Source organism: Neptunomonas sp. (genome assembly GCF_016744175.1).
Lineage (GTDB): Bacteria > Pseudomonadota > Gammaproteobacteria > Pseudomonadales > Balneatricaceae > Neptunomonas.
The window spans coordinates 1-24,963 of sequence record NZ_JADGEV010000055.1 but is presented as its reverse complement, the minus strand read 5'-3'; the positions used below and the strand labels follow the sequence as shown (position 1 = coordinate 24,963).

General features: G+C 43.5%; 21 protein-coding genes. 15 read left to right on the top strand and 6 right to left on the bottom strand.

The genetic code is table 11. The features are described from left to right. A partial coding sequence (locus QZZ55_RS20045; RefSeq protein WP_366512346.1) for a DUF6701 domain-containing protein occupies positions 1-170 on the top strand: 170 nt, incomplete at its 5' end. 152 nt (positions 171-322) lie between these two features. On the opposite strand, the gene QZZ55_RS17790 is transcribed toward QZZ55_RS20045, so the two are convergent. Then, complete coding sequence (locus QZZ55_RS17790) at positions 323-1,240, bottom strand: LysR substrate-binding domain-containing protein (RefSeq protein ID WP_293268768.1); 918 nt, start codon at positions 1,238-1,240, stop codon at positions 323-325. Positions 1,241-1,378: 138 nt separating this feature from the next. Here QZZ55_RS17790 and betC point away from each other — a divergent pair, with 138 nt between their 5' ends. The 10 genes from betC to purU all read left to right on the top strand — a co-directional run bounded on the left by betC (position 1,379) and on the right by purU (position 13,574). Next, a complete protein-coding gene (gene betC, locus QZZ55_RS17785) occupies positions 1,379-2,902 on the top strand; it encodes a choline-sulfatase (RefSeq protein WP_293268767.1) in 1,524 nt (507 codons plus the stop codon). Positions 2,903-2,997: 95 nt separating this feature from the next. Then, the gene (gene choX / locus QZZ55_RS17780; protein WP_293268766.1) at positions 2,998-3,951 is read left to right on the top strand and encodes a choline ABC transporter substrate-binding protein; all 954 of its coding nucleotides are present in this window, start codon (positions 2,998-3,000) and stop codon (positions 3,949-3,951) included. 91 nt (positions 3,952-4,042) lie between these two features. Then, complete coding sequence (gene choW, locus QZZ55_RS17775) at positions 4,043-4,888, top strand: choline ABC transporter permease subunit (RefSeq protein ID WP_293268765.1); 846 nt, start codon at positions 4,043-4,045, stop codon at positions 4,886-4,888. Between the two features lie 2 nt (positions 4,889-4,890). Next, positions 4,891-5,304 carry an ATP-binding cassette domain-containing protein gene (locus tag QZZ55_RS17770; protein ID WP_366512345.1) on the top strand — a complete coding sequence of 138 codons (414 nt, stop codon included), beginning with the start codon at positions 4,891-4,893 and terminating at the stop codon, positions 5,302-5,304. Between the two features lie 690 nt (positions 5,305-5,994). Next, positions 5,995-7,257, top strand: a complete 1,263-nt coding sequence (glyA, locus tag QZZ55_RS17765) for a serine hydroxymethyltransferase (RefSeq protein WP_293268764.1) — start codon at positions 5,995-5,997, stop codon at positions 7,255-7,257. Positions 7,258-7,362: 105 nt separating this feature from the next. Beyond that, positions 7,363-8,616 (top strand): sarcosine oxidase subunit beta family protein, encoded by a 1,254-nt coding sequence (locus tag QZZ55_RS17760; RefSeq protein WP_293268763.1) that lies wholly within the window; start codon positions 7,363-7,365, stop codon positions 8,614-8,616. A 15-nt stretch (positions 8,617-8,631) separates the two neighbouring features. Beyond that, a complete protein-coding gene (locus QZZ55_RS17755) occupies positions 8,632-8,916 on the top strand; it encodes a sarcosine oxidase subunit delta (RefSeq protein WP_293268762.1) in 285 nt (94 codons plus the stop codon). A gap of 13 nt (positions 8,917-8,929) precedes the next feature. After that, a complete protein-coding gene (locus tag QZZ55_RS17750) occupies positions 8,930-11,947 on the top strand; it encodes a sarcosine oxidase subunit alpha (RefSeq protein WP_293268761.1) in 3,018 nt (1,005 codons plus the stop codon). Then, entirely contained in the window at positions 11,940-12,611 is a 672-nt protein-coding gene (locus tag QZZ55_RS17745) for a sarcosine oxidase subunit gamma family protein (protein WP_293268760.1), read from the top strand. Before QZZ55_RS17750 ends, QZZ55_RS17745 begins: the two co-directional genes overlap by 8 nt. A 96-nt stretch (positions 12,612-12,707) precedes the next feature. Further along, complete coding sequence (purU, locus tag QZZ55_RS17740; RefSeq protein WP_293268759.1) at positions 12,708-13,574, top strand: formyltetrahydrofolate deformylase; 867 nt, start codon at positions 12,708-12,710, stop codon at positions 13,572-13,574. A 108-nt stretch (positions 13,575-13,682) separates the two neighbouring features. Here purU and QZZ55_RS17735 read toward each other — a convergent pair whose 3' ends face one another. Further along, entirely contained in the window at positions 13,683-14,723 is a 1,041-nt protein-coding gene (locus tag QZZ55_RS17735) for a GlxA family transcriptional regulator (protein ID WP_293268758.1), read from the bottom strand. A 441-nt stretch (positions 14,724-15,164) separates the two neighbouring features. On the opposite strand from QZZ55_RS17735, the gene dctP reads away from it, so the two are divergent. From dctP to nhaC, 4 genes are all read left to right on the top strand, one after another. Continuing rightward, positions 15,165-16,169 (top strand): TRAP transporter substrate-binding protein DctP, encoded by a 1,005-nt coding sequence (dctP, locus tag QZZ55_RS17730; RefSeq protein WP_293268757.1) that lies wholly within the window; start codon positions 15,165-15,167, stop codon positions 16,167-16,169. A 106-nt stretch (positions 16,170-16,275) separates the two neighbouring features. Continuing rightward, complete coding sequence (locus tag QZZ55_RS17725) at positions 16,276-16,824, top strand: TRAP transporter small permease (RefSeq protein ID WP_293268756.1); 549 nt, start codon at positions 16,276-16,278, stop codon at positions 16,822-16,824. 11 nt (positions 16,825-16,835) lie between these two features. After that, complete coding sequence (locus QZZ55_RS17720; RefSeq protein WP_293268755.1) at positions 16,836-18,125, top strand: TRAP transporter large permease; 1,290 nt, start codon at positions 16,836-16,838, stop codon at positions 18,123-18,125. Between the two features lie 441 nt (positions 18,126-18,566). Beyond that, entirely contained in the window at positions 18,567-20,051 is a 1,485-nt protein-coding gene (nhaC, locus tag QZZ55_RS17715; RefSeq protein ID WP_293268754.1) for a Na+/H+ antiporter NhaC, read from the top strand. A 170-nt stretch (positions 20,052-20,221) separates the two neighbouring features. On the opposite strand, the gene QZZ55_RS17710 is transcribed toward nhaC, so the two are convergent. The 4 genes from QZZ55_RS17710 to QZZ55_RS17695 form a co-directional block, all read right to left on the bottom strand. Then, a complete protein-coding gene (locus tag QZZ55_RS17710) occupies positions 20,222-22,543 on the bottom strand; it encodes an ATP-binding protein (RefSeq protein WP_293268753.1) in 2,322 nt (773 codons plus the stop codon). Beyond that, positions 22,540-23,364 (bottom strand): transporter substrate-binding domain-containing protein, encoded by an 825-nt coding sequence (locus QZZ55_RS17705; RefSeq protein WP_293268752.1) that lies wholly within the window; start codon positions 23,362-23,364, stop codon positions 22,540-22,542. Before QZZ55_RS17705 ends, QZZ55_RS17710 begins: the two co-directional genes overlap by 4 nt. Further along, positions 23,361-24,089 carry a response regulator gene (locus QZZ55_RS17700; RefSeq protein WP_293268751.1) on the bottom strand — a complete coding sequence of 243 codons (729 nt, stop codon included), beginning with the start codon at positions 24,087-24,089 and terminating at the stop codon, positions 23,361-23,363. Before QZZ55_RS17700 ends, QZZ55_RS17705 begins: the two co-directional genes overlap by 4 nt. A gap of 334 nt (positions 24,090-24,423) precedes the next feature. Further along, positions 24,424-24,792 (bottom strand): antibiotic biosynthesis monooxygenase family protein, encoded by a 369-nt coding sequence (locus QZZ55_RS17695; protein WP_293268750.1) that lies wholly within the window; start codon positions 24,790-24,792, stop codon positions 24,424-24,426. Positions 24,793-24,963 lie beyond the last annotated feature (171 nt).

The window sequence follows — 24,963 nt, the reverse complement described above, 5'->3', positions numbered from 1 at the left end:
TGCAAGCTCCAGGTGTTGGAAATCAAGGGCAAATAGGTGTGATATATGAGGCCTATGATTGGTTAAAACATGATTGGGATAATGATGGGTCGTATGATGATCCCTCTGCTGTCGCTACGTTTGGTGTATTTCGGGGCAACGACCGAGTTATCTATCGGCAACTGTTTTAGTTAATGGTTATCTGTGCTTTTTTATTTGATAAAACGCTATCGTCAAAGGCCAGTGAGAAAGAAGGTTTACAGGAGCAGTGAAATGATCACCATAGTGGTTATTTTCACTGTGCGGTTTCAGTGCATTCAAAAAAGTGAGCGAATGGCTGTGTCTAATAATTTGGGTTACAGGCTTTTTCAATCAGTAACCAATCCATGAAGTATTGTTTTGCATTTAGGCGCTCATTTGGCTGTGGCTCAATGACATAATAGCCACTTTCAGAACTCAGGCTAAATTCTCTTAATCCTAGTAGTAGCTTTTTATCAATTAGATCATCTGTCAGCGTTGACCACCCTAACCCTACACCTTGCCCAGCAATTGCTGCTTGTATAAGTAAGGTATAGTTATTAAACGTTAGGACTGGTTTTCCTGGGATAATCTGGCTTCTGCGCCCACGAAAGTAACTATCCCAGTCAAGCCATCCTTGGCCAGCATCAGCTCCTAGCTTTAGTAAAGGCATAGAGGCCAGCTTTTTATGACTCGCAATTGAACCGTTCTCCTGAATTAGTGCGGGGCTGCAGATGGGAAAAACCTCTTCACTAAAGAGCTTAAATGCATACGGATGGTCGGGTTGTGGTCCATCAAATTTAATCGCAACATCAATATTTTGTCCTGAAAAACTATTTTGCCCTTGCGATGTGATGATCCGAACATCTATTTCTGGATGTGATTCTCTGAAACGAGGAAGTCGGGGTAATAGCCAATATGCGGCAAAAGCGAAGTCAGTAGCGACATTAATTATTTGGTGTAAACGAGTTTTTTGTATCTTTTCCAAGCAGGTGGCAATCTGTTGAAAGCCTCCTTGGACGGCGTTATAAAGATGAATGCCCTCTTCCGTTAATTCAACGCCGCGATAAATGCGGCGAAATAGCGCTAGCTCAAGATAACTCTCCAGTCCTTTCATCTGTTGGCTTACAGCTGATTGTGTGGATTTTAATTCTTGAGCTGCCCCGGTAAAACTTCTATGGCGTGCCGCTGCTTCGAAGATGAGCAAGCTTTGGGCTGAAGGTAATCGTTCTGAAAGCAACATAAGTTCAGCTAATATTTATCATTAGTTTTTAGTCTGTTTACAGTATCTTTTTTTCTGTTAAAAATCTAACGCATTAAAACAATAACTGATCGTTAGTTTAGCGCTATCGATCTGCTGTAAATACGAGGTTTAATAACTATGAGCCAAGACCAACCCAATATATTATTTATCATGGCCGATCAAATGGCTGCGCCTGCTTTGCAAATGTATGGTGGGAATACGGCTAAAACACCGCACCTTGATGCATTAGCTGAAAAGGGGGTTGTTTTTGATTCGGCATATTGCAACAGCCCATTGTGTGCGCCAAGCCGTTATGTACTGATGAGTGGTCAGCTACCAAGTAAAATTGGTGCTTATGATAATGCTGCTGAGTTTCCGGCAGATATACCTACCTTTGCACACTACCTACGCTCTTCCGGTTACCGGACAGCACTTTCTGGAAAGATGCACTTTTGTGGCCCTGATCAGTTGCATGGTTTTGAAGATCGTCTGACGACTGATATTTATCCGGCTGATTATGGTTGGTTCCCTGACTGGGAGAATTTTGAAAACCGTCCAACCTGGTATCACAACATGTCATCGGTGACACAGGCTGGGCCGACCATGCGTACCAACCAGTTAGATTTTGATGATGAGGTGGTATTTCATGCCCAGCGCTATCTGTTTGATCACGCCCGAGGTTCTGATGAGCGTCCATTCTGTCTTACGGTGTCTATGACACATCCTCATGACCCTTATGCTATTCCTCAAGAATATTGGGATCGTTATACCAATGAGGAAATTGAACTCCCTTCCTTTGAACTCCTTCCCGAAGAGCAGGATCCGCATTCTAAGCGCTTATTACATGTCTACCAGATGGATCGTAATAACATTACTGACCAAGAAATACGCAACGCCCGTCGCGCTTATTACGGTGCGATCAGCTATGTCGATGATCAGATTGGAAAGTTAATGAAAGCGCTTGAAGATACCGGCTTGATAGATAACACCATCGTGGTGTTCTCAGGTGATCACGGCGATATGCTCGGGGAGAGAGGCTTGTGGTACAAGATGAGTTACTTCGAACCATCGGCCCGTGTGCCCATGGTTGTTTGTGCCCCAAAACACTTTGATGCTAAACATGTATCAGCTTCCGTCTCTACTATGGATCTGTTGCCAACATTTGCTGAATTAGCAAATAAGGGAAAAACACCTGAATACGCTATGCCGATAGATGGGCGAAGTCTGATGCCACATCTAACTGGGGGCGTAGGTCATGATGAGGTGATCGGTGAATATATGGGAGAAGGTGTTATCGCGCCGATGTTTATGATCCGTCGAGGAGATTACAAGTATATTTGCAGTCAACCTGACCCTGATCAGTTATTCGATCTTACAGCTGATCCTCAAGAGCGTATTAATCTAGCAGAAAACCCTGCACATATAGAGCTGCTTAGTGATTTTCGTAAAGAAGCGGCCGAGCGTTGGGATTCCGATGCCATTACCCGCGATGTGATCATCAGCCAGAAACGTCGTCGTCTGATTGCTGCTGCTCATAAGCAAGGTAAATCCCCACAGTGGGACCATCAGCCGGTTTTTGATGCCAGCACTATGTACATGCGCAACAACGTTGATTTAGATGATCTTGAGAAACGTGCACGATTCCCCCAAGTCACTGATTAAAATTAGCCCTTATAAATAAATATGCATAGCGCCTAGTTCAATTTAAATAAGCGGCGTTATGCAGAAGTGCCCAATAAAAATAAGAGGAAAATTCTATGTTGATACAACATCGCGTTAGCAAGCTTGTCAATGCCATCGGCTTTGCCACTGTCCTATTGGCAGGCAATACTCTCGCAGCGCCTGCACAATGTGAAAAGGTACGCTTCACTGATCCTGGCTGGTCTGATATCAGCTCCACCAATGCTTTGGCTAGCACTGTGCTAGAAGGTCTAGGTTATAGCACTGAGGTGAGCACGCTAGCGGTGCCTATCGGTTTTGAAGGAATGAAGGGTAATGAAATTGATGTGTTTTTGGGTAACTGGATGCCTGCACAACAAAAGTTCATCGACAAATACGCAACGTCGGGTGTCATAGAGGTTGTAGGTGAAAATCTGATTGGCGCTAAGTTTACCTTAGCTGTGCCGCGCTATGCGTATGATGCTGGTGTAAAAGACTTTTCTGATCTAGCTGAGTTTGGCGAGAAATTTCGCAAACGTATTTACGGCATTGAAGCGGGTGCACCTGCTAACCAATTGTTGCAGGAGATGATCGACAGTGAAGATTTCGGTTTGGCCAAGTGGCGGCTTGTTGAGTCGGGTGAGCAGGGCGTTATGAGTCAGGTGAAGCGTGAGATCAAGCGCCAGAAATTTATTGTGTTTCTGGGATGGGAGCCTCATCCGATGAACTCAAATTTTGATATGGCCTACCTGACCGGAGGTGATAAATACTTTGGTGCCAATTTTGGCGGCGCTACTATTCAGACGGTGACCCGTAAAGGTTACCGGGAAGAGTGCCGCAATGTAGGAAAGCTACTCACTAACCTGAAATTCACGCTGGAAATGGAAAATCAGATGATGGGGTTCATTATGGATGATGAACAGTCACCCGCTGAGGCTGCACAAAAATATCTCAAGAAAAATCCTAAGGTGTTGGGTAACTGGTTAGTTGACGTAACTACTATTGATGGTAGTGATGGTCTGTCTGCAGTGCGCAAACACCTTGGTCTGTAAGTTATAAATACTCTGTCGTATCGTCGACAGTAGTTCGAATAATATAGGCCTGTGCCCAGCGCAGGTCTATATTCTGCAAGGTATTACCTATATGAATTGGCTTACTGAACATAAACTTCCACTTGGTAGTTGGATGGAAACCTTCGTCGACTTGTTGACTCTCAATGCTGCGGGTCTGTTTGATGCGATCTCCGTCTCTTTAGAGTGGATGATTGTCTCTATGGTAGATATTTTTCAATGGTTTCCCCCTTTTGTCCCGATACTGGCTACTGCAGCTATCGCGTGGTTTCTACACCGTAGTATTTCACTGGTCATCTTTGTTGTAGCAGCCCTGTTACTGATTCTTAATCTGGGGTACTGGCAGGAGATGTTGGAGACCTTCGTGCTAGTTATCGCGGCTACGGTGCTATCGGTGGTGTGCGGGATTCCTATCGGTATTTTGGCGGCCCATAAGCCTTGGGTGTATACAGTTTTGCGTCCGGTACTCGATCTGATGCAAACCATACCTACCTTTGTTTATCTAATACCGACGCTGGTGTTGTTTGGTCTGGGAGTTGTCCCTGGTTTGATTTCCACCATTATTTTCGCGATTGCTGCACCTATACGTCTTACTTATCTCGGCATTAGCCGGGTTCCTGAAGATCTGATTGAGGCTGGTAAGGCATTTGGCGCTACTCCGATACAATTGCTCTACAAAGTTGAGTTGCCTGCGGCGATGCCCAACATTATGGCCGGTATTACTCAGTGTATTATGCTGTCACTGTCAATGGTCGTCATTGCTGCATTGGTCGGTGCTGATGGGTTGGGTAAACCGGTTATACGTGCCCTCAACACCGTTAATATATCTCAAGGTTTTGAAGCCGGTCTGGCGATTGTTTTGGTGGCTATTATTCTTGACCGAATCTGTAAAGCCCCACGCTCTAAGGAGGAAGGTTAACTATGACAGCTATCAGTATTAAAAACCTCGATGTAGTGTTTGGTAATAACGTTCAACAGAGCCTAAAACTGTTAGATCAGGGGAAAACCCGACAGCAAATTATTGAAGAAAGCGGCGATGTGATCGGCGTACAGAACGCTAGCATCGAAGTGAAGTCAGGTGAAATTTGTGTACTAATGGGCTTATCGGGCTCTGGTAAGTCCAGCTTACTGCGAGCTGTTAACGGATTAAATCCAGTCAGCCGTGGCCAGTTATTAGTCCAAGACGGTGATCAGAGGGTGGATATCGTTAATTGTGATGCAGCCACCCTAAGGCATATGCGTACCCATCGTATCTCAATGGTATTTCAGAAGTTTGCCTTGATGCCTTGGCAAACTTGGCGGCTCAGAAGCTGTCGTCTGAATCATATTGGGTAATACTGATGTGTTACCCAATAGTTGAAGTCTTGCATCGATAATTTATCACTCTACGAATAAACCAATGTCCGCTAGGCACATGAAGGGTGGTGATAATATTAAAAGCAAGCAGTTACTAAGCCTAATACCTGATCAGAAAAATTGGTTACACCGTTTTCTGCTCTTCCTGTTATGGGTGCCGGGAGTTAACTTCAGTAGTTTCCTAGCGGATTCTTTACAGGTTTAACCGGTGCTGAAATGCTGATACACGAGTCTCAATGACTCAAACGCACTGGGAGAAGTCTTCGCTTGTCCAACCTTAAAAAATACTGTGAAAGTGCGAAAAATCATGTTCCATTTTGATATAAATTAAAGATATAGAACACCGCTTTGCAGAGAGTGAAAGGTGACACCTATACATTTATGCTGAATGTTTTTTCCCCTCACTACGTATCCTATCTTTGTCGTAATTTGACACCCCTAAGGCGCATCTAAGCATAGTAGTTTAAGCGATTCCCGCTACCATTGCTGGCATGGGAGTTGTATGACATGACTTGAGTGTACTTAACTATGTCAGCTTCAGTGTGGTACGAAGTTGCGGTTCCCACCTACGCTGTTTGTTTTGCTTTGATGTAGAAAGCAATTTAAATCAGAAAAAATAATTAGAAATTGATCGAATACTCGCCTTACTGGCTGGGTGTGGAGGCATTAATGTTTAGCAAAAATGACCAGGTTCAGGGATACGATGATGTATTGTGGGCTGCTGTATGTAAAGAAGAAGTGCGTCAAGAAGAGCATATCGAACTGATAGCATCTGAGAACTATACAAGCCCTCGTGTAATGCAGATGCAAGGTTCTGTACTTACTAACAAATATGCAGAAGGTTACCCTGAAAAGCGTTACTACGGCGGCTGTGAATACGTTGACGTGGTAGAGCAACTGGCTCTAGATCGTGCTAAAGAATTGTTCGGCGCAACGTATGCTAATGTTCAACCGCATTCTGGCTCCCAAGCTAATGCCGCTGTTTTCATGGCACTTTGTGCGCCGGGTGACACTATCCTAGGTATGAGTCTGGCACACGGTGGTCATCTAACTCATGGTTCTCACGTAAATTTCTCCGGTAAGATCTACAACGCAGTTCAATATGGTTTGAATGAAGCGACAGGTGAGATTGATTACGAAGAAGTAGAGCGTTTGGCAGTAGAGCATAAGCCAAAGATGATTGTTGCTGGTTTTTCTGCCTATTCGCGCATTGTGGACTGGGCGCGTTTTCGTGAGATCGCTGATAAAGTAGGTGCTTACCTGTTTGTTGATATGGCACATGTAGCCGGTTTAGTTGCCGCTGACTTATATCCAAATCCGGTGCCTTTCGCTGATGTAGTAACAACGACCACACATAAAACACTTCGCGGCCCTCGTGGTGGTTTGATCATCTCTCGTGATAACGAGTTAGAGAAAAAACTAAATTCAGCTGTATTCCCGGGTGGCCAAGGTGGCCCGTTGATGCACGTTATTGCGGCCAAAGCAGTGGCGTTCAAAGAAGCATTGGAACCTGAGTTTAAAGAGTATCAGGCGCAGGTTATTAAAAATGCTAATGCGATGGCAGAAGTGTTGATCGAGCGCGGTTTTGAAATTGTATCTGGCGGCACTGAAAACCACTTGTTCCTACTAAGCCTTATCAAACAAGGCTTGACTGGTAAAGCGGCGGATGCAGCGCTGGGGCGTGCCAATATCACTGTTAATAAAAACGCAGTACCGGGAGACCCACAGTCTCCGTTCGTAACATCGGGTCTGCGTATTGGTTCTCCTGTCGTAACGACTCGCGGTTTTAAAGAAGTACAGTGCCGCACGCTAGCAGGTTGGATTGCTGACCTATTAGACGTTTTAAATGAACCTGAAGCACTTGATGCCAAAATTATTGAAGTGAAAGAGCAGGTTAAAGCGTTGTGCGCTGACTACCCTGTTTATCAATAACTCGGTTTGTAAATAAGCCAGCTTATATTGCTATTTTTACTGAATATACAGGCAGTCGGTTGTTGAATATGTACTGGCTGTCGATTAACGACAGGAGCTGATGATATGCAGCGTTATTCAGGTTTTGGACTGCTCAAGCACAGTCTCACGCACCATGAAAATTGGCAGCGTACTTGGCGTAACCCTACGCCGAAGAAAGAATATGATGTTGTCATTATTGGTGGCGGTGGTCACGGTTTAGCAACGGCTTACTATCTAGCCAAAGAACACGGAATTACGAATGTTGCCGTGATCGAAAAAGGTTATTTAGGGGGTGGTAATACGGCTCGTAACACCACCATTGTACGTTCTAATTACTTGTGGGATGAGTCGGCTCATTTATATGAGCACGCCATGAAATTGTGGGAAGGTCTATCTCAAGACCTTAACTACAACGTGATGTTCTCTCAACGTGGTGTGCTAAACCTAGGGCATACGTTACAAGACATGCGAGATATCGAGCGACGGGTTAATGCTAACCGTCTTAACGGTATTGACGGTGAAGTACTGGATCCGCAGCAGATTAAAGAGATCGTGCCGCATATGGATTGCTCTGATAATACTCGCTACCCAATTTTGGGTGCTTCTTGGCAACCACGTGGCGGTGTTGCACGTCATGATGCGGTTGCTTGGGGCTTTGCCCGTGGCGCAGACTCTTTCGGTGTTGATTTGATTCAGGAAACTGAAGTTACTGATCTTATTATCGAAGATGGCACGATTACCGGTGTCAAAACAAACCGTTACGGAGATATTAAAGCGGGTCGTGTTGGTTGTGTTGTTGCGGGTAACTCCAGTGTTCTAGCGAAGATGGCAGGTTTTGAATTACCGCTAGAATCGCATCCTCTACAGGCACTGGTTTCTGAGCCAATCAAACCGATTCTAGACACGGTAGTGATGTCCAATCACGTACATGGTTATGTGAGCCAATCAGACAAAGGTGATCTAGTCATCGGTGCGGGTATTGATGGTTATACAGGGTATGGCCAACGTGGTTCTTATCCAACTATCGAACATACCGTACAGGCCATTGTGGAGTTGTTCCCAATCTTTAGCCGAGTGCGTATGAACCGTCAATGGGGAGGCATTGTTGATACTTGTCCAGACGCTTGCCCGATTATCAGTAAAACACCGGTTAAGAATTTGTTCTTCAACTGTGGTTGGGGTACGGGTGGTTTTAAAGCTACCCCAGGAGCTGGTAACGTTTTTGCTGCATCGTTGGCGACAGGTGAAATGCACCCGTTGGCTGAACCATTCTCTATGTTCCGATTCCATGACGGCGCGCTGATCGATGAGCACGGCGCTGCGGGCGTAGCACACTAACAGGGGCTGAATAACATGTTTCATATCTATTGCCCGCATTGTGCGGAATATCGTGAAGAAGAAGAGTTTCACGCAGCAGGTCAGGCGCATATCGCTAGACCACTGGACCCAGAAGCTTGCTCTGATAAAGAGTGGGGCGAGTATATGTTTTTCCGTAAAAACCCACGTGGTATTCATCATGAGTTGTGGGTTCATGCAGCCGGTTGTCGCAAATTTTTCAATATGACACGCGATACCCAGAGCTACGAAATTAAAGAAGTCTACAAGATTGGCGAAAAGCCATCTGTAGTCGCTGAGTAATAGGAGCGGAATTATGACACAGCAAAACCGCCTCCAGAGTGGGGGTCGCATAGACCGCTCTAAGTCACTAACCTTTACTTACAACGGTAAGCAATACAAAGGTTTTCAGGGCGACACTCTGGCATCTGCTATGTTGGCCAACGGCGTAAATGTCGTTAGCCGTAGTTTTAAATACAGCCGTCCACGCGGTATTGTGGCCGCCGGTGCTGAAGAGCCAAATGCCATCTTGCAGCTGGGAGCTACAGAAGCAACTCAAGTACCTAACGTACGTGCGACACAGCAAGAGTTGTTCAACGGGCTCGTAAGCCAATCGACTAACGGTTGGCCGAACGTTGATACCGATGTGATGTCTGTCTTAGGCAAGGTCGGTGGCAAAATGATGCCTCCGGGCTTCTATTACAAGACTTTCATGTTTCCAGAGTCTTTGTGGAATACCTATGAGTCTTTGATTCGTAAAGCAGCGGGCATGGGGCGTTCGCCTTTAGAAAATGATCCAGACTTTTATGATCACATTAATCAGCACTGCGACGTATTAATTGTCGGGGCTGGTCCTGCCGGTTTAGCGGCAGCACTGACTGCTGCACGCAGTGGCGCTCGTGTCATTTTAGCGGACGAGCAAAGCGAGTTTGGTGGAAGCCTGCTAAGTACTACAGAGAAGCTAGATGGCAAGCCTGCTTCTGAGTGGGTGAGTGCAGTGACTGAAGAGTTACGTAGCTATGACGACGTCATGCTATTGCCTCGTTCTACAGTGAATGGCTATCACGATCATAACTTTGTTACGATCCATGAGCGTTGCACTGATCACCTTAGTGATATTGCGCCTGTTAATCAGGCTCGTCAGCGATTACACAAAGTACGTGCTAAATGGGTTGTACTGGCGACGGGAGCTCATGAGCGTCCATTGGTTTATTCAAACAATGATGTGCCGGGTTGCATGGTAAGCGGTGCTGTTTCTACGTATATCAATCGTTACGGCGTCGTTCCTGGAAATGAGCTGGTGGTCACAACGACTAATGACTATGGCTATCAGTCAGCGCTAGATTGGCATGATGCAGGGCGTAAGGTCGTTGCGGTAGTCGATACACGTGCTAACCCTGCTGGTGAGCGTGTTGACGCAGCTCGTCAACGCGGTATCAATGTTATAACAGGCTCTGCCGTTATTGATGTGCAAGGCTCAAAACGTGTTTCAGGTGTATCTGTAGCACCTATCAGTGCGGATGGTAATAAAGTCAGCGGCTCTGTCACTAAGCTAAGCACCGATACTGTTGCTACGTCGGGTGGTTGGAGCCCCGTTATTCACTTGTCTAGCCATACTGGCAGTCGTCCTATTTGGAATGATGAGATTGTTGGCTTCGTACCAGGACCAACGGTTCAGAAGCAGCTAACGGCGGGTGGTATTAACGGTAGCTACAATACAAACTCAGTATTGTCTGAAGGTCTGGAGGCAGGTCTGAAAGCGGTTGCTGAAGTGGGTCTGAACGCGGCTGAAGTGATTTTACCTATAGCAGAGGACGTGAAAGAGGGTGCCGCAATGACTCTTTTCCATATTCCACACGTAAAGCCTACTTCCCAGGCGCCGAAGCAGTTTGTCGATTATCAGACAGATGTAACGGCAGCAGGGATTGAGCTGGCATGTCGTGAAGGCTTCGAGTCTATCGAGCATGTTAAGCGTTATACCGCCATGGGCTTTGGTACTGACCAAGGTAAATTGGGCAATATCAATGGTATGGCGGTAGCAGCAAAAGCGCTGAATAAGACTATCCCTCAAACCGGCACGACTATTTTTCGTCCGAACTATACGCCGATTACGTTTGGAGCAATCGCAGGTCGCAATTGCGGTGCGCTATTTGATCCTAAACGTTACTCCGCGATGCAGATGTGGCACGTAGAGCGCGGCGCTAAGTTTGAGGATGTTGGCCAATGGAAACGTCCATGGTACTTCCCTCAAGCGGGTGAAAATATGCAGCAGTCCCTCGATCGTGAGTGTCTGGCTGTACGTGACAGTGTGGGTATTTTAGATGCATCTACGCTGGGTAAAATTGATATTCAAGGGAAAGATGCACGTGAATTCCTTGGTCGAATCTACAGCAATGCTTGGGCTAAATTAGCGGTAGGTAAGTGTCGTTACGGCCTTATGTGCGGTGAAGACGGCATGGTTTTCGATGATGGTGTTTCTGCTTGTTTAGGCGATAACCACTTTTTGATGACCACAACGACTGGCGGCGCGGCACGAGTTCTAGAATGGCTTGAGTTGTATCACCAGACCGAATGGCCTGAGTTGGAAGTATATTTCAATACAGTGACCGACCACTGGTCGACACTGACTATTTCTGGTCCTAACAGTCGTAAGCTGTTAGCAGAATTGACCGATTATGATTTGAGTAACGATAACTTCTCATTCATGGACTGGAAGCAGATAAAAGTGGCAGGTGTTCCTGCGCGTGTCTTCCGTATCTCGTTCACGGGTGAGTTAACGTTTGAGATTAACGTACAAGCTAACTACGGTACACATGTATGGGAGAAATTGTTCGAAGCGGGTGCTAAGTACAATTTGACGCCGTACGGAACAGAAACCATGCATATTTTGCGGGCTGAAAAAGGCTTCATTATTGCAGGCCAAGATACTGATGGTTCGGTTCATCCGTTTGATTTGGGCATGGGCTGGTGTGTATCTAATAAAAAACCATTCAGTTACGTGGGCAAGCGCGGCATGAACCGACAGGATTGTGTGCGTGATAACCGTAAACAGATGGTAGGTCTCAAAACCAAAGATCCAAAAATGGTGATTCCTGAAGGCGCACAAGCAGTATTGGATCCTAATGAACCTATTCCTATGAAGATGGTAGGTCATGTTACTTCCAGCTACTGGAGTGCTAATTTAGGCCACTCTATTGCGATGGGCTTTATCAAAGGCGGTTTAGATAAGATGGGTGAGACTGTTTATTACCCACTCGTTGACGGCACTGTGATTGAAGCTGAAATCTGTAGTCCAATCTTCCTGGATCCGAAAGGGGAGCGTCAAAATGTCTGACTTGAATGTGATGACAGCAGCAGAAATGGCAGCCACTAAAGCTGCAGTAATGGATCAGGTTCCTGGCCCTGAAATACAGGGGCAGTCTCCGTTGCATCATGCGGATTTAGATTCGCTGGCAAAAGTAGGTCCAAAACAGGGCGGTGTTCACCTGCGTGAGCATAAGCTTTTGGGACATCTTACTCTGCGTCTTAATCCAGAGAATGATGATCAGCTAGCCGCTGCAGAACGTGTGCTGGGTGTGGCTTTGCCACTGCAGCCACTGACCTCAGTTGAAAATGGTAGTTACTCTGTACGCTGGATGTCTCCAGATGAATGGTTGATATTGGTGCCTGGTCTTGAAGCGTTTGATGTTGAATCGAAGTTTAGAGATGAGATGGGCGGACACTATTCATTGGTTAACAGCAGTGGCGGTTCTACTGTTTTGGAACTGTCTGGTCCTGATGTTGTTGAGCTTTTGAAAAGATGCACACCGATTGATCTGCACCCTAAGTTGTTTCCGGTGGGTAAAGTTGTTTCAACGGTGTTTGCTAAGAGCTCAGCCATCATCCGTCGTACAGGAGAGCAGCGTTTCGAACTCGTTATTCGACGCAGCTTCTCAGACTACATCTGGCTTTGGCTTCAAGAAACCAGCCGTGAATTTGGTCTTGTGGTAAAAGTCTGAACTCTCAGTCCTACACTCTTAATAATGTTGACCTCACGACGATTATTCGTCGTGAGGCAGTATTTCTATGCGAAATGCTGCTGACATGAGGTTTTTATGAATACAAAAAACAAGCCTTGGATTTTTACAGCGAACTGCCCGAGTTTATTAGGTACGGTTGATGTAGTAACACGTTTTATGGCTGAGTCTGGAAACTATATCGATGAGATTCATTCTTTTGATGACCGTGAATCCAACCGGTTTTTTATTCGAATTGAGTTTCAGCCTAATACCGACAATTTCAACGAAGCGCAGTTTAACGAAGAGTTTTCTGTTAGAGCTGCTGAGTTTGAGATGCAGTGGGAGTTGACTGAGCCTGAACACCGTCAGCGGGTAGCGATTCTGGTGTCTAAATATGATCATTGCCTAAATGATCTACTTTACCGCCATCGTACTGGGCAGTTGAATATTGAAATACCCGTAATTATTTCTAATCACCCAGACCTTGAGCATTTGGCAAAATGGCACGACATTCCTTACTATCACTTGCCCATCAGCAAAGATACTAAGCCTCAGCAAGAAGCGCAGATCAAGACGTTGCTAAAAGAATACGATACAGAATTGGTAGTACTTGCCCGTTATATGCAGGTGTTATCTCCCGAGCTTTGTACTCATTTAGATGGTTGGGCGATTAATATTCATCACTCTTTGTTACCTGGGTTTAAAGGCGCACGTCCTTATCATCAGGCATGGGAGAAAGGGGTGAAAATGGTGGGTGCGACGGCTCACTATGTGAATAATGATTTGGATGAAGGGCCAATTATCGCTCAGGGAATCCAGTCAGTTGATCATGCACACTATCCTGAAGATTTGATATCTAAAGGCCAAGATGTAGAGCGCATAACGCTGTTTAATGCAGTGCGTTATCACATTGAGAAGCGTGTCTTTTTGAGTGGCAGCCGTACCGTAGTCTTTAGTAATTAAGGTTGCCGCTACCTTGCATTAATAGTGTGAGCGGAGCTGGGACAGGCGAATATGTTCACTAATATTTACCTTGTACTGGCTTTTTTTTGTCTTGTATAGTCACTATGTTTAGCGGCTTTCACGAGAAAGCGTGGGAGAGACGCCAAAGTAATCCTTGTAGCAGTTACTAAAGTGACTGGTGCTAACAAAACCACTCGCTAGCGCAATATTGGTAATAGAATCATTCGTTTGTAGCAGTAAACGACGTGCATGAGTAATTCTTAGTTCTAAATAATAGCGACTAGGAGATGTTTCCAAATGATGCTGAAACAATCGTTCCGTTTGTCGCCTCGATATACCAACAAACTCACTTAGTTCTTCGGCGCTTATAGGCTCTTCAATATTTGCGGCCATTAACGCCATTAAATCACGAAGTTTCTCAGGTAGGCAGGGATCATCAGTAATTTGATTGAGACGAATGTCACTACTTTCTGCTAATTGATCACAACTGAGAATCTCTCGAATAGCTCGCACAATAGCTTTTCCATGTGTTTCTCCAATTAAGTAAAGCATCATCTCTAAAGCGCTCACCGGGCCTGCACAACTCAGACGGTTCTTATCACTGACAAATACTTGGTTAGATGTTGTCACAAGAGGAAAGCGTTCCCGCATAAATGCGTGATTATCTGGGTGAACAGCACAGTTTTGTTGGTCTAAAAGCCCTGCATGAGCCAAAGCAATCGCACCATTCCATATTCCCCCCATGACAACGTTTTGTTTGGCCGCTTCTTTGAGTAAAACGCTAAGAGTAGGGTGAGCGTCGGTTGAACAGCGAAAGCCGCCACAAATAATGAGTATCTTAGGTAGGTTTTTATGTGAGGCTGTTGTTTCATCAATGATAGCGTCGGCAGAAATTTCTATACCTAGGTCACTCATAATGGGGGAGCTATCTATCGCAAGCGTCTCATAGCTAAAGAGCGGGCTAGAATTAACCAAGTTAGCAGTAACAATAGCGTCAACTGCCGCCGTAAATGCCATCATAGAGAAATGCTTTTGCAGAATAAAGCCAACATGGGTTGGTTCGGATTGAGTGCTTTCTGACGGTAAGAAAGCACTGTTAGCATCGCGCATTTTTGCGCTAAAGTTGCGTTTCTCTTTGCTGCCAGTCATAAGTTATACCTATTTTTTATGCTTTTCTCTTATACAGACGGTTACTCATTAAACGGCTGTTACTAGTTGTTTATAACAGAGTTTGAAGAAATATTGAATTTTGAATTAATTTATAGATATGAATATGTAAAAAAATGTAAATTGATGTGAATGTGTATTAATTATTATGGGTTTGATGTTGTTTTTTGTTTACGTTAGGTTTTTTTATTTAGTTTCTGAGTGTTAGTTTTATTATGTTATTTGCATTAAATGTAATGTTTCATTTACACGCTTCATATAAAAGATGAATGTGTGTGTTTTTCCGATTTTTTCTCCACGTTTTAAGTTGAATTTTTTACCTGTATAAAAGTACCAACAGATTATTAATGCTGTATTTAAAGTGTTTTCCTGTTGGTTAAATAATACAAATAAAAATTAAACGAATAATTTGCGGAGAAAATAATGACAAAAATAACTAACCGTTTCGGAATTAAATCTCTAGTCGTAGGAGGTTTATTCCTGAGCACTGTTATGTCCACCGCGGTGAGTGCAACAACACTTAGAATTGCGAGTCAGCATGCTCCAGATCAATATGCGTCTGAAGTTTTACGTCAAATCAAGACAGAGTTAGAAAGTGCGGGAGTTGACCTTAAGATAAAGCTCTATCCAGCAGGGCAGTTAGGTTCGGGTGAACAGCTTATCGGCGAAACTGTTCGCGGAAGCATCGATATTGTTCATTCTTTTGTTTATAGCCATAAAGACCCTGTGCTTGAAATTAATTCTCTTCCTTATCTCGTATCAAATTACGATGAAATGGCTAAAGTCTTTAGCCCTGGTTCGAATTTTTATGGGATCTTTGATGAGAGGATGGACAAACTAGGCTTGAAGCTACTGGGTGTAACAGCGGAAGGCTTCATTGGCGTTATGTCATCTGAAAAACCAGATAACTACACAACTACAGGCCCTAAAGGACAGAATATTCGTGTGTGGAGTGCTCAGGCAGCTAAGCTAGCCACGCAAGATATGGGATTCAATACAACGACTATTGATTGGGGTGATGCATTTCCTGCACTACAGCAGGGCGTTGTCGATGGCATGATAGGTGCCACACCTGAAGCTGCATTTAGCACGTTTAAAGAAGCCATTAGTTACTATGTCCCTTATAACGCATTCGTAGAAAACTATGCCTATTATGCAAGCAAAAAAACGTGGGAAAAGAAGCTAAATGATGAGCAGCGCGAAGTCATTACTCGGGTATTTGCAAAGGCCGCTTCTGGTTTTGTTGAGTGGTCACGTGAAAATGATGCCGCTTACTTAAAGAAACTGGAAGAATTTGGTGTGAAGATTTTACCTGTCTCAGACGAAGAGCGTGGTGCAATCGCCAAAGAAATCCGTGCTAAGACTTGGCCTAAGCTAGAAGAACGTTTAGGTAAAGACATATTAGAGAAAGTAGTCTCTGATTTGTAAGCAGACTCTAAAAAGCTCCAACTAAAAGTTGGAGCTATTGAAATGGTTGATATCTATCGATTGTCATTGATCATTCTCTTATTGAATTTTAAAAGAGTGAGGCTGTATGCATCTTAATATACCGCAACCGCTTAATCGTCTGGTTAACTTCTTGATTGAAATTAAAAGCTATATTTTAGCTGCTGCTAGCTTGGTTATGGCGTTTGTTTTTTTTCTAGTGGTTATTTTACGATATTTATTTGAAGCAGATCTTTTTGCTTATGAAGAATGGGTATTAATGATCGCGTTTTGGGTTTATTTTTTAGGCGGTGCAATGGGGAGTTACCACAATACCCATGTGAAAGCAGATTTTCTTTTGTCGCTTATTGATAATATAAAAACAAAGTGGATTGTCGTTAATTGCACAATATTTATTGAAGCACTTGTTGGCTTAGTTCTGTGTTACTGGGGTTGGTTAATGTTGGATGAGGAGATCAGCGCATACCCTAATTGGCAAAGAACTACGGGGTTGGACTTGCCATTTTTTATTCCAAAACTTGGTATTTTCCTTGGGTTTATTTTAATGACCTTTTATACCTCTTTGCATCTTTATAGTGGCTTGCGTGATGGCCCAACTAAAGAGTGGGAATCCGACGAAGCGCCTCCACATATTTAAGAGTATTTCTGATGTTGATTTTACTGACTCTCGTAGTGATCTGCGTAGCATTGGTAATAGGTATTCCGGTACCTTTTGCTTTTGGTTTAGCGCTGATCTACATGTATCTGACAGGTGACCAAGATCCTGCAGGTTTCTTAACCTCTGGCCATTGGCGTATGAATGTACTCGTGCTATTGGCAATCCCGCTATTTATTATGGCAGGGACGATAATGGAGCGAGGAAAAATTGCCCAACCATTAGTAGAGCTAGCTGAGTTATTTGTCGGCCGGTATAAAGGCGGTATTGCCTATACTGCAGTGGGTGCAAGCGCTATATTTGGTTCTATTGCAGGGAGTGCAACGGCTACGTTGACGTGCATCGGTAGTATTATGATGCCTCAATTACGCAAAGCTAATTATCCAGAAGGGTTATCCGCTGCTTTAATTACTAATGCAGCGCCACTAGGTTTGCTGATTCCACCCAGTGCAATTCAGATTATTTATGCATGGGTAACTAGGCAGTCGGTACTCAAGTGTTTTCTGGCGACAATAGTTCCTGGTTTGATTCTTGTTGTACTACTTTGCCTTGTGAATTATGTATTGTTGCGCAAGCACAATGATATAAAAGTTCTGCCAAAGTCAGATAACTTTCGTGCTGAAGTTGTTAAGAAAAGCAAATTCGCTTTTCCAGCGCTGTTGATGCCATTTATGATTCTTGGAGGAATCTATGGGGGGATAATGACCCCGACAGAAGCAGCTGGTATCGCTGTTGTTTATGCGATTCCTGTTGGGTTCTTTATCTATAAGGGCTTAAACAAAGATAACTTTAAAGAAGCATTGGTCCAGTCTGCCACGACAACAGGTGTTGTTATGGTGATGTTCTTTATGGTGATGATTGTTAGCCGCTTGTTAATTTTTGAAGATATTCCTGATCTAGCAAAAGATCTGATTTTCTCAGTTTCAGATAACCCTATTGTTGTGTTGATCATGATAAATGTGGTGATGATCTTAATAGGTATGTTGATGGATGATGTGAGTGGTGTTTTATTAGCATCGCCATTACTTTTCCCTATCGTTGTTGAGCTCGGTGTAGACCCAATTCAGTTTGCTGCCATAGTGGGCGTGAACTTAGGGATGGGTAATATAACGCCACCAACAGCACCGTTACTGTACTTGGGTTCTCGGGTGACGGGGGTAAGGGTTAGTGCAATGCTTAAGCCAACACTAATTATGATCTTATTTGCTTGGATACCTACACTGATTATTACAACTTACATTCCACAAGTGTCACTGTACTTGCCGAATCTGTTTTTGGGATAAATTCGACGTTCAATAAAGCCCTATAGGAGTAACCTCCTATAGGGCTTTTTTAATGTATGGGTGGATATTTCATGATTGCTAATGTAATGAAATGTAAATAGATGTAAATGTCCATTAACTATTTTTGAAGCATTATTTATTTGTGTTTACTTGATGTTTTTTTATTTTAATAGGTGGCTGATAATTTTATTATGTTATTTATATTTAATGTAATTTCTTGTTTACATTATGACTGTTTAATACTCTTTTTAATGTTTTTTATGAATTTCCTCTATGTATTAAGTTAGATTTTTTGCGTGTATAAAAGTATTAAAATACTTATTAATTCTATATGAGAAATTATTAGATTTTTGATTGAATTAAACATATAGAAATCATGAGTTTTAATATTTATGCGAAAAATTACAAAAATAAAATAAGGTAACTGAGTAGGAAACATATATGACTAATAAAAAAAGCTTACAGCCAAGTTTTGGCATGGCAATATTGCCTATTGTGCTCACCCTCGCGGTGCTAGGGATACAACTTTTTTACTTTGACGATTTCACCCCACACGTACCATTGGCGATAGGCCTTGCGATTACCGCAGTACTCGCGTGGATGCGTGGCTATACCTGGGATGATATTGAAGGCGGCGTGATGCAGGTGGTACGCGTTGGTCTTCCATCGATTGCGATCTTAATGACTGTCGGCATGATTGTCGGAGTCTGGATTGCTAGTGGTACTGTTCCAGTAATGATTTACTACGGCTTGAAAGTACTTTCACCGGAGTATTTCCTCGGTGCTGCGATGCTATTGTGTTCAGTGGTATCTGTTTCGCTAGGTACTTCTTGGGGCACGGTAGGCACTGTCGGTTTAGCGCTGATGGGTATCGGTGCTGGTTTTGACATTCCAGTATACTGGACAGCGGGTGCAGTAGTTTCCGGTGCATTCTTCGGTGATAAGATCTCACCTCTATCAGATACAACAAATTTAGCGCCCGCAGTAACAGGCGTTAATTTATTTGATCATATTCGTAACATGATGCCAACGACTGTCCCTGCAATGCTCATTGCTTTAGCTATTTACTTGTTTGTCGGCTTTAATATGATCAGTACTGGTAGTGTGGATTTCTCAAAAATTAATGCTATCACTAGTGGGTTAGAGCAAAACTTTGAATTATCGTGGATGCTACTTCTACCCCCGTTGCTAGTTATTGTCTTGGCCTTGAAAAAGATGCCTGCCCTGCCTTCACTTTTTGCTGGAGTGCTTATAGGCACACTGATGGCGATGTTTGTCCAAGGCTCTTCTCTGCACGACGTGTTTGGTTTCATGCAGTCGGGCTACAAAATTGATACAGGCGTTAGCGAAATTGACAGCCTTCTTAACCGCGGTGGCATTCAGTCTATGACATGGGTAATCACTCTTGTCATGATCGCTTTAGGTTTTGGTGGAGCGTTAGAACGTACCGGTTGTCTGGGTGCTATTATTGACGCGATTGTACGCCGAGTGAATGGTTTTTTTGGTTTGCAAGCCGCCGCAATGGGTTCAGCAGTAGCAACGAACCTAGTTGCAGGTGACCCGTACCTCTCTATTGCACTTCCTGGCCGTATGTTCGCACCTGCTTACGTTAAACAAGGCTATTCTAAACTTAACTTATCAAGGGCAATTGAAGAAGGTGGTACTTTGATATCACCATTGGTTCCTTGGAATGCCGGTGGAGCTTTTGTTATCACAGCACTTGGACTAGGTATTAGTGATGGCAATATGGAAAACTTACTTTATATCCCGCTAGCTTTTGCTTGCTGGTTATCCCCTGTCATAGGTCTGTTTTATGCTGCGACAGGTTTATTTTCTCCTAAAATATCAGAGGAAGAAGCTGAGGCTGCGAAGGCTGAAAGCGAAATAATGCATACAGAGACTGCGACTGCTGGTAACACTGCATAACGGGGTTGAGTTTTTGTAGTTTATCGTTGCACTAGAACAACAGATTAATCTTGAGTCATGGCTGCTGCAGTCACAAGATTAATCTGTTTATATATCTTCTTCAAAATTGAATATTTGTTCACTTTACAATTTTTGTTGCCCTGCTAGAGTATTAACGCTAAACGAGTTCACTATTTCCATTCTCGTGCAAGTATCAGCGTGCTCGAAATGATCTCTTGTAGCTCATGGTTAAACTCCTCCCTAACTTCCTGTCCTTGGTCTGCGGCCTTTTCTAATAATCGTAGTTGATGGCTGGCTCGACTGAAGCCCATGGTGTCGCATGCGCCTGCTAACTTGTGCGCTTGTTGGCTGCATTCATAAAAATCTTGTGTATCAATACTCTGTTGTAATACAGGCCAAATTTCATCGTGAACTCTGCAAAAACCTTTCATAAGCGTTGCAAGTTTTTCAGAGCCGAGCATTTGTTGGTGAACACCTACAACCGACCTATCGAGTATAGGGTAGGTGGTCTCATTGCTTGTATCGCTTAGGTCTTGATATTCGTTGATAGTGCCATGGCCTGATATGGCTTGTAACAGCTGATCTTTATGCACAGGTTTAGCTATCACACTACAGATGCCGGCCTCAATATAGCTGTGAATATCTTCAGGCCTTACACTGGCGGTGAGTGCAATTATTCGTGTTTTATAATTGATGCAATCAGGGTCGTGGTTTAATCGCCTGCTGACCTCTAAGCCGCTAAGGCCTGGTAGGTGCATATCCATAAGAATGAGATCAAACTCTTGCTCTCGGCCCATAGCTAAGGCTTTGATTCCGTCATCAGCAATGGTTACTTTATGTTCGGCTAGTAAGCCTAAAATAACTTGCTGATTAATTTCTACATCTTCAACGAGGAGTATATGTTGATTTTCTGGGGGGCTAATAACTTCACTAGGCTTTTCGGTTTTTTGTGCTTCAGGTTCAATGCACTCTAAAGTAAGTTCTAGCCAAAAAGTGCTGCCATGATCCGCTTTACTTTCAAGCCCGACGTGTCCGCCTAAATGCTCGGCAAGCTCTTTACAAATGGCTAACCCTAAGCCGGTCCCACCAAATCGACGTGTAATTGTTTCATCCGCTTGTGTAAAACGGTCAAAAATATGTTCTTGTAAATTTGGGGCTATACCTATGCCTGAATCCGATATGGCAAAGCGCAGTGTTTGAGATTCTTGGCTGTGTTTTAGGCATGATACATGTAACTTTACACTTCCTTGGTCGGTGAATTTAATAGCATTGGCAAGTAGGTTAGTTATAATTTGGCGTAAACTGCTCTCTTCAGAAAGAAAGTGATCACCTACATCTTCAGTCACGTCTAAACTTAGCGAGAGTTGTTTACGGTTTGCCTCTGGGCTAAGGAGTGCTGTTAGATTGTAAAGTAGATTATGAAGTGAGAATCGCGTGGGGCTCACACTATAAGCCCCTTCTACAAGGCGCCCATATTCTAAAACATTATTGAATGTTTCTAAGAGAGCATTCGTTGCATCATGCAAAACAGAGATATGACTGTGCTGTACCTCATCGAGTTTGCTGCTTTTTAGAAGTTGTATCATTCCCATCATACCGTTCATCGGCGTACGGATTTCGTGACTCATCGTTGATAAGAACCGAGATTTGGCATTACTTGCTTCTTCTGCCGCCTCTTTTGCTTTTTGTAGACTTTCGGTGCGCCGTTCTACCATCGCTTGGAGTTGGTCTCTGTTATAGCGAAGTTCCTCTTGCTCTTGTTCGCGGCGGCTGATTTCTTTTCGGATAGACAAGCGCATATCATTTAAAGCAGTAACCAGCTGATCTAATTCATCGCTATTTTTTGGCGGCGTTCGGTTTAATTGTAAACTGTTTTCTAATTGTCCAGATCCAATCTCACGGCTGTAATTTGCCATTGCTTCTAAATGCCTAGTTATCAAGCGTTGAAAAATCACAATAATGACTAAGACAATTAATAAAACGAGAAGGGTTTGGTTTAACAGAATGCTAAAACCTTTTTTCCATATGCGTGCATAGACAGCGTTGAGATCAAAACTGACCTCTAAACTCCCTAGCGAACGTTGTTGTTTATTGTGAAAGTAAACAAGATCAAAATGATGGCTTTGTATATGCTGGGTATTCTTATTCGGATTCTTAGTCGGCAAATGAATACTATTACTGTCTATGTTGTTTAGCGATATGTAGGCAACATCAGGAAGATTTTCAATTCCTTTTAACTGTAATTCAATTTGAGCCTGATCAATATCCCATAAGCTTTTGGCTAGACTCGCAAGGTAGCTGCTCCGAATTAGCTCAACTTGTTGATCTATTGCTTTAAACTCACGGCGATAATCCAATGTTAGCTGAAGTGCTGTTGAAAGTAGAATGAATAGAAAACTACACCCACAGACATAAAGCATCACCTTATAGCCGAGAGGGTGTTCTTTAGAATACAGTCTGAGATTGGGTAGAAAATCTTTGAGAGACTTCATTGTTTGCTGGCCTCATGGGTCAGAGAGTCTGGTGTCACAGGATCTGTTGAATGAATATATTCTTGGCTATAAAAGTGAGTCAGTTGTTCTATTGTTCCATCTTCTGCAAGTTCCCTAAGTCTACGATTGAGGTAAGGGAGGTGTTTTTCTAGTGTGTTGCTCTTACCCAAAGCAAGATAATAAAACTCCGTATTTATCCTGTAGTCTAGTGCGGTGACTTGATCATAAAAGCCAAGCTTTTTGCTCTGTAGTTCACCGCTTAATACGCCAATAGGCATGTAGTCGATTCGCTGAAGGGCGAGCTTTGCAAAGTTTTGGCTATTGCGAGATACATACTCTATATGACTATTGTTTTGCAGAAAAAGATCGAACTTCTCACCAAAACTATCACCCAATAATAACCCTACTGTTTTACCCTTAAGGTCGCTCATATTTTTCACTTTCAAAGGTGCTTGGCGATTAATGAATAGGGCGATAGGGTCGGCGATTAAGGGGGCGTCAGTGAAATTTAAAAATGCCTTTCTACTTGGGATTTTGTAAGCGGCGACGACAATATCAGCGTTACCTAACTGGACCTCTAAAAGACAGCGTTTCCAGTTGTAATCAGTAATAAGTTGAATCTCATAGCCAAGTTCTGTGAATATTTTTTTTGTAATGGCTGGGGCGAGTCCGGTTAGTTGGCCATTACCTATCCAAGAGACCGGGGGGTAGAAAGGGTGGCCGCAAGCTTTAAGTGTTTGTGCAAAAACTACCGGGGAAGTGAAAAATATAATGATGTAGAAGATCGGAGGGATAAAGCGTCGTTTAGCGCCGGCATTCATGGCAAGTCGGCGGGTTTAGGGGTGAATAAGTACCCGGCGCCATGGACAGTTAAAATTGTTTTCGGATTAGCAGGATCATCATATAGTTTGCGCCGTAGTCGTCCAATGAGTACATCTACAGTTCGATCTGAAGGAACCCACTCGCGGTTACGTATCTGATCGAGAATAAATTCTCGGCTCATCACCTTGCCTGAATTTTGCAATAGCACATTCAATAGTTGAAACTCACCTTCGGTTAGTTGAATCTCGGCTTGGTTTTCATCTATTAACTGACGTCTATCGAGATTTAACTTCCAGCGCTCAAACGTTTTGAAGGTGTGTGGTAGTGCATCTGTGGGCTTATTTTTATGACAATGCCGTACACGACGAACGAGGTTTTTGGTACGTGCTAAGATTTCACGTGGGTTGAATGGTTTAGTGACATATTCATCGGCACCGCATTCAAGGCCAATTAAACGATCAACTTCATCTTGGCGCCCAGTGACTAAAATAATGCCTACTTCAGAGTGCACTCTAAGCTCTCTAGTTAAGGTTAAACCGTCCTTGCCGGGTAAACGTATGTCGAGGAGCACTACATCAATGGCTCTACTGCTGAGTATCGATTCAGCTTGTTCGGCCGTCTCAGCACTAAATACGTTATAGCCTTCTTCCTTGAAGTAGCTTTCAAGACATTCCCGGGTTACTGCTTCGTCATCAACGACAAGGATACGGACATCAGTATTCATACTATTTTACATCCTAATAGGCAGTGTCACTTTATTGTTTTTATTATCTTTAGGATGCTCAGTTAAAGGCATTCCACCCACTAAGTTAGTCTATTGACTGCTGTTGCAGCAAGAGGTGTTTACATTGTGTTTACAATATTTTACAGCTTTAAACATCGCGTTAACAGCAGCACAAGAAAAAGTTAATAGGTGTGTTGCAGAAGGGCCTATAGTTGCAAGGGGCCGCTTTGTGCAAGAGGCAGGTACTTATAACTGCTTTTGAGCAGAACTCATAACACCAAAAACAAATATTTTGGATGTGTGTTGGAGCAGCGCTTTGTAATGCTTTTCACTATTAAGCGATACAGTGATTTTTAACAGAGAGCTTCTTGAATAAATGTGGAGATGCCACTGCAGTTTCAGGGTAATCGCGAATACGACTTTGGAACTCAGGGTGTGTGAAAGCATTACGAAATGCTTCAACGCTTTCCCACACGGCGTAGTTTATATAGGTGGTGCTACCACCGATACCTTTGTGAAGTTGGGTTGATATATAACCAGGTTGAGCCTTCAAGAAGTCCGCATCATGGGAGCATGCTTTGATTAGCGCACTTTCATCTGATGCATCCACGGTAAATACGTTCACTAGGACTATCGGGCCTTCCTCTGTTTCCATCTGATCCGCAAGGGTTACCATCTTATCTAGTTCTTTAAAGTGTGACATTTTGTTGATTCCTCTAATGGTGTTGTTTCCTTTTACATATACTGAAGAGTTTTTGAAACTATAGTTTCTTCACTATTTATGTAGATTGTTACTGGGTTCTGGGTGAAGTTTATTCTTGTTGACCCTGCATTATCTTTTTGGCCCTAACGACCCGCATACCATCTCTGATAT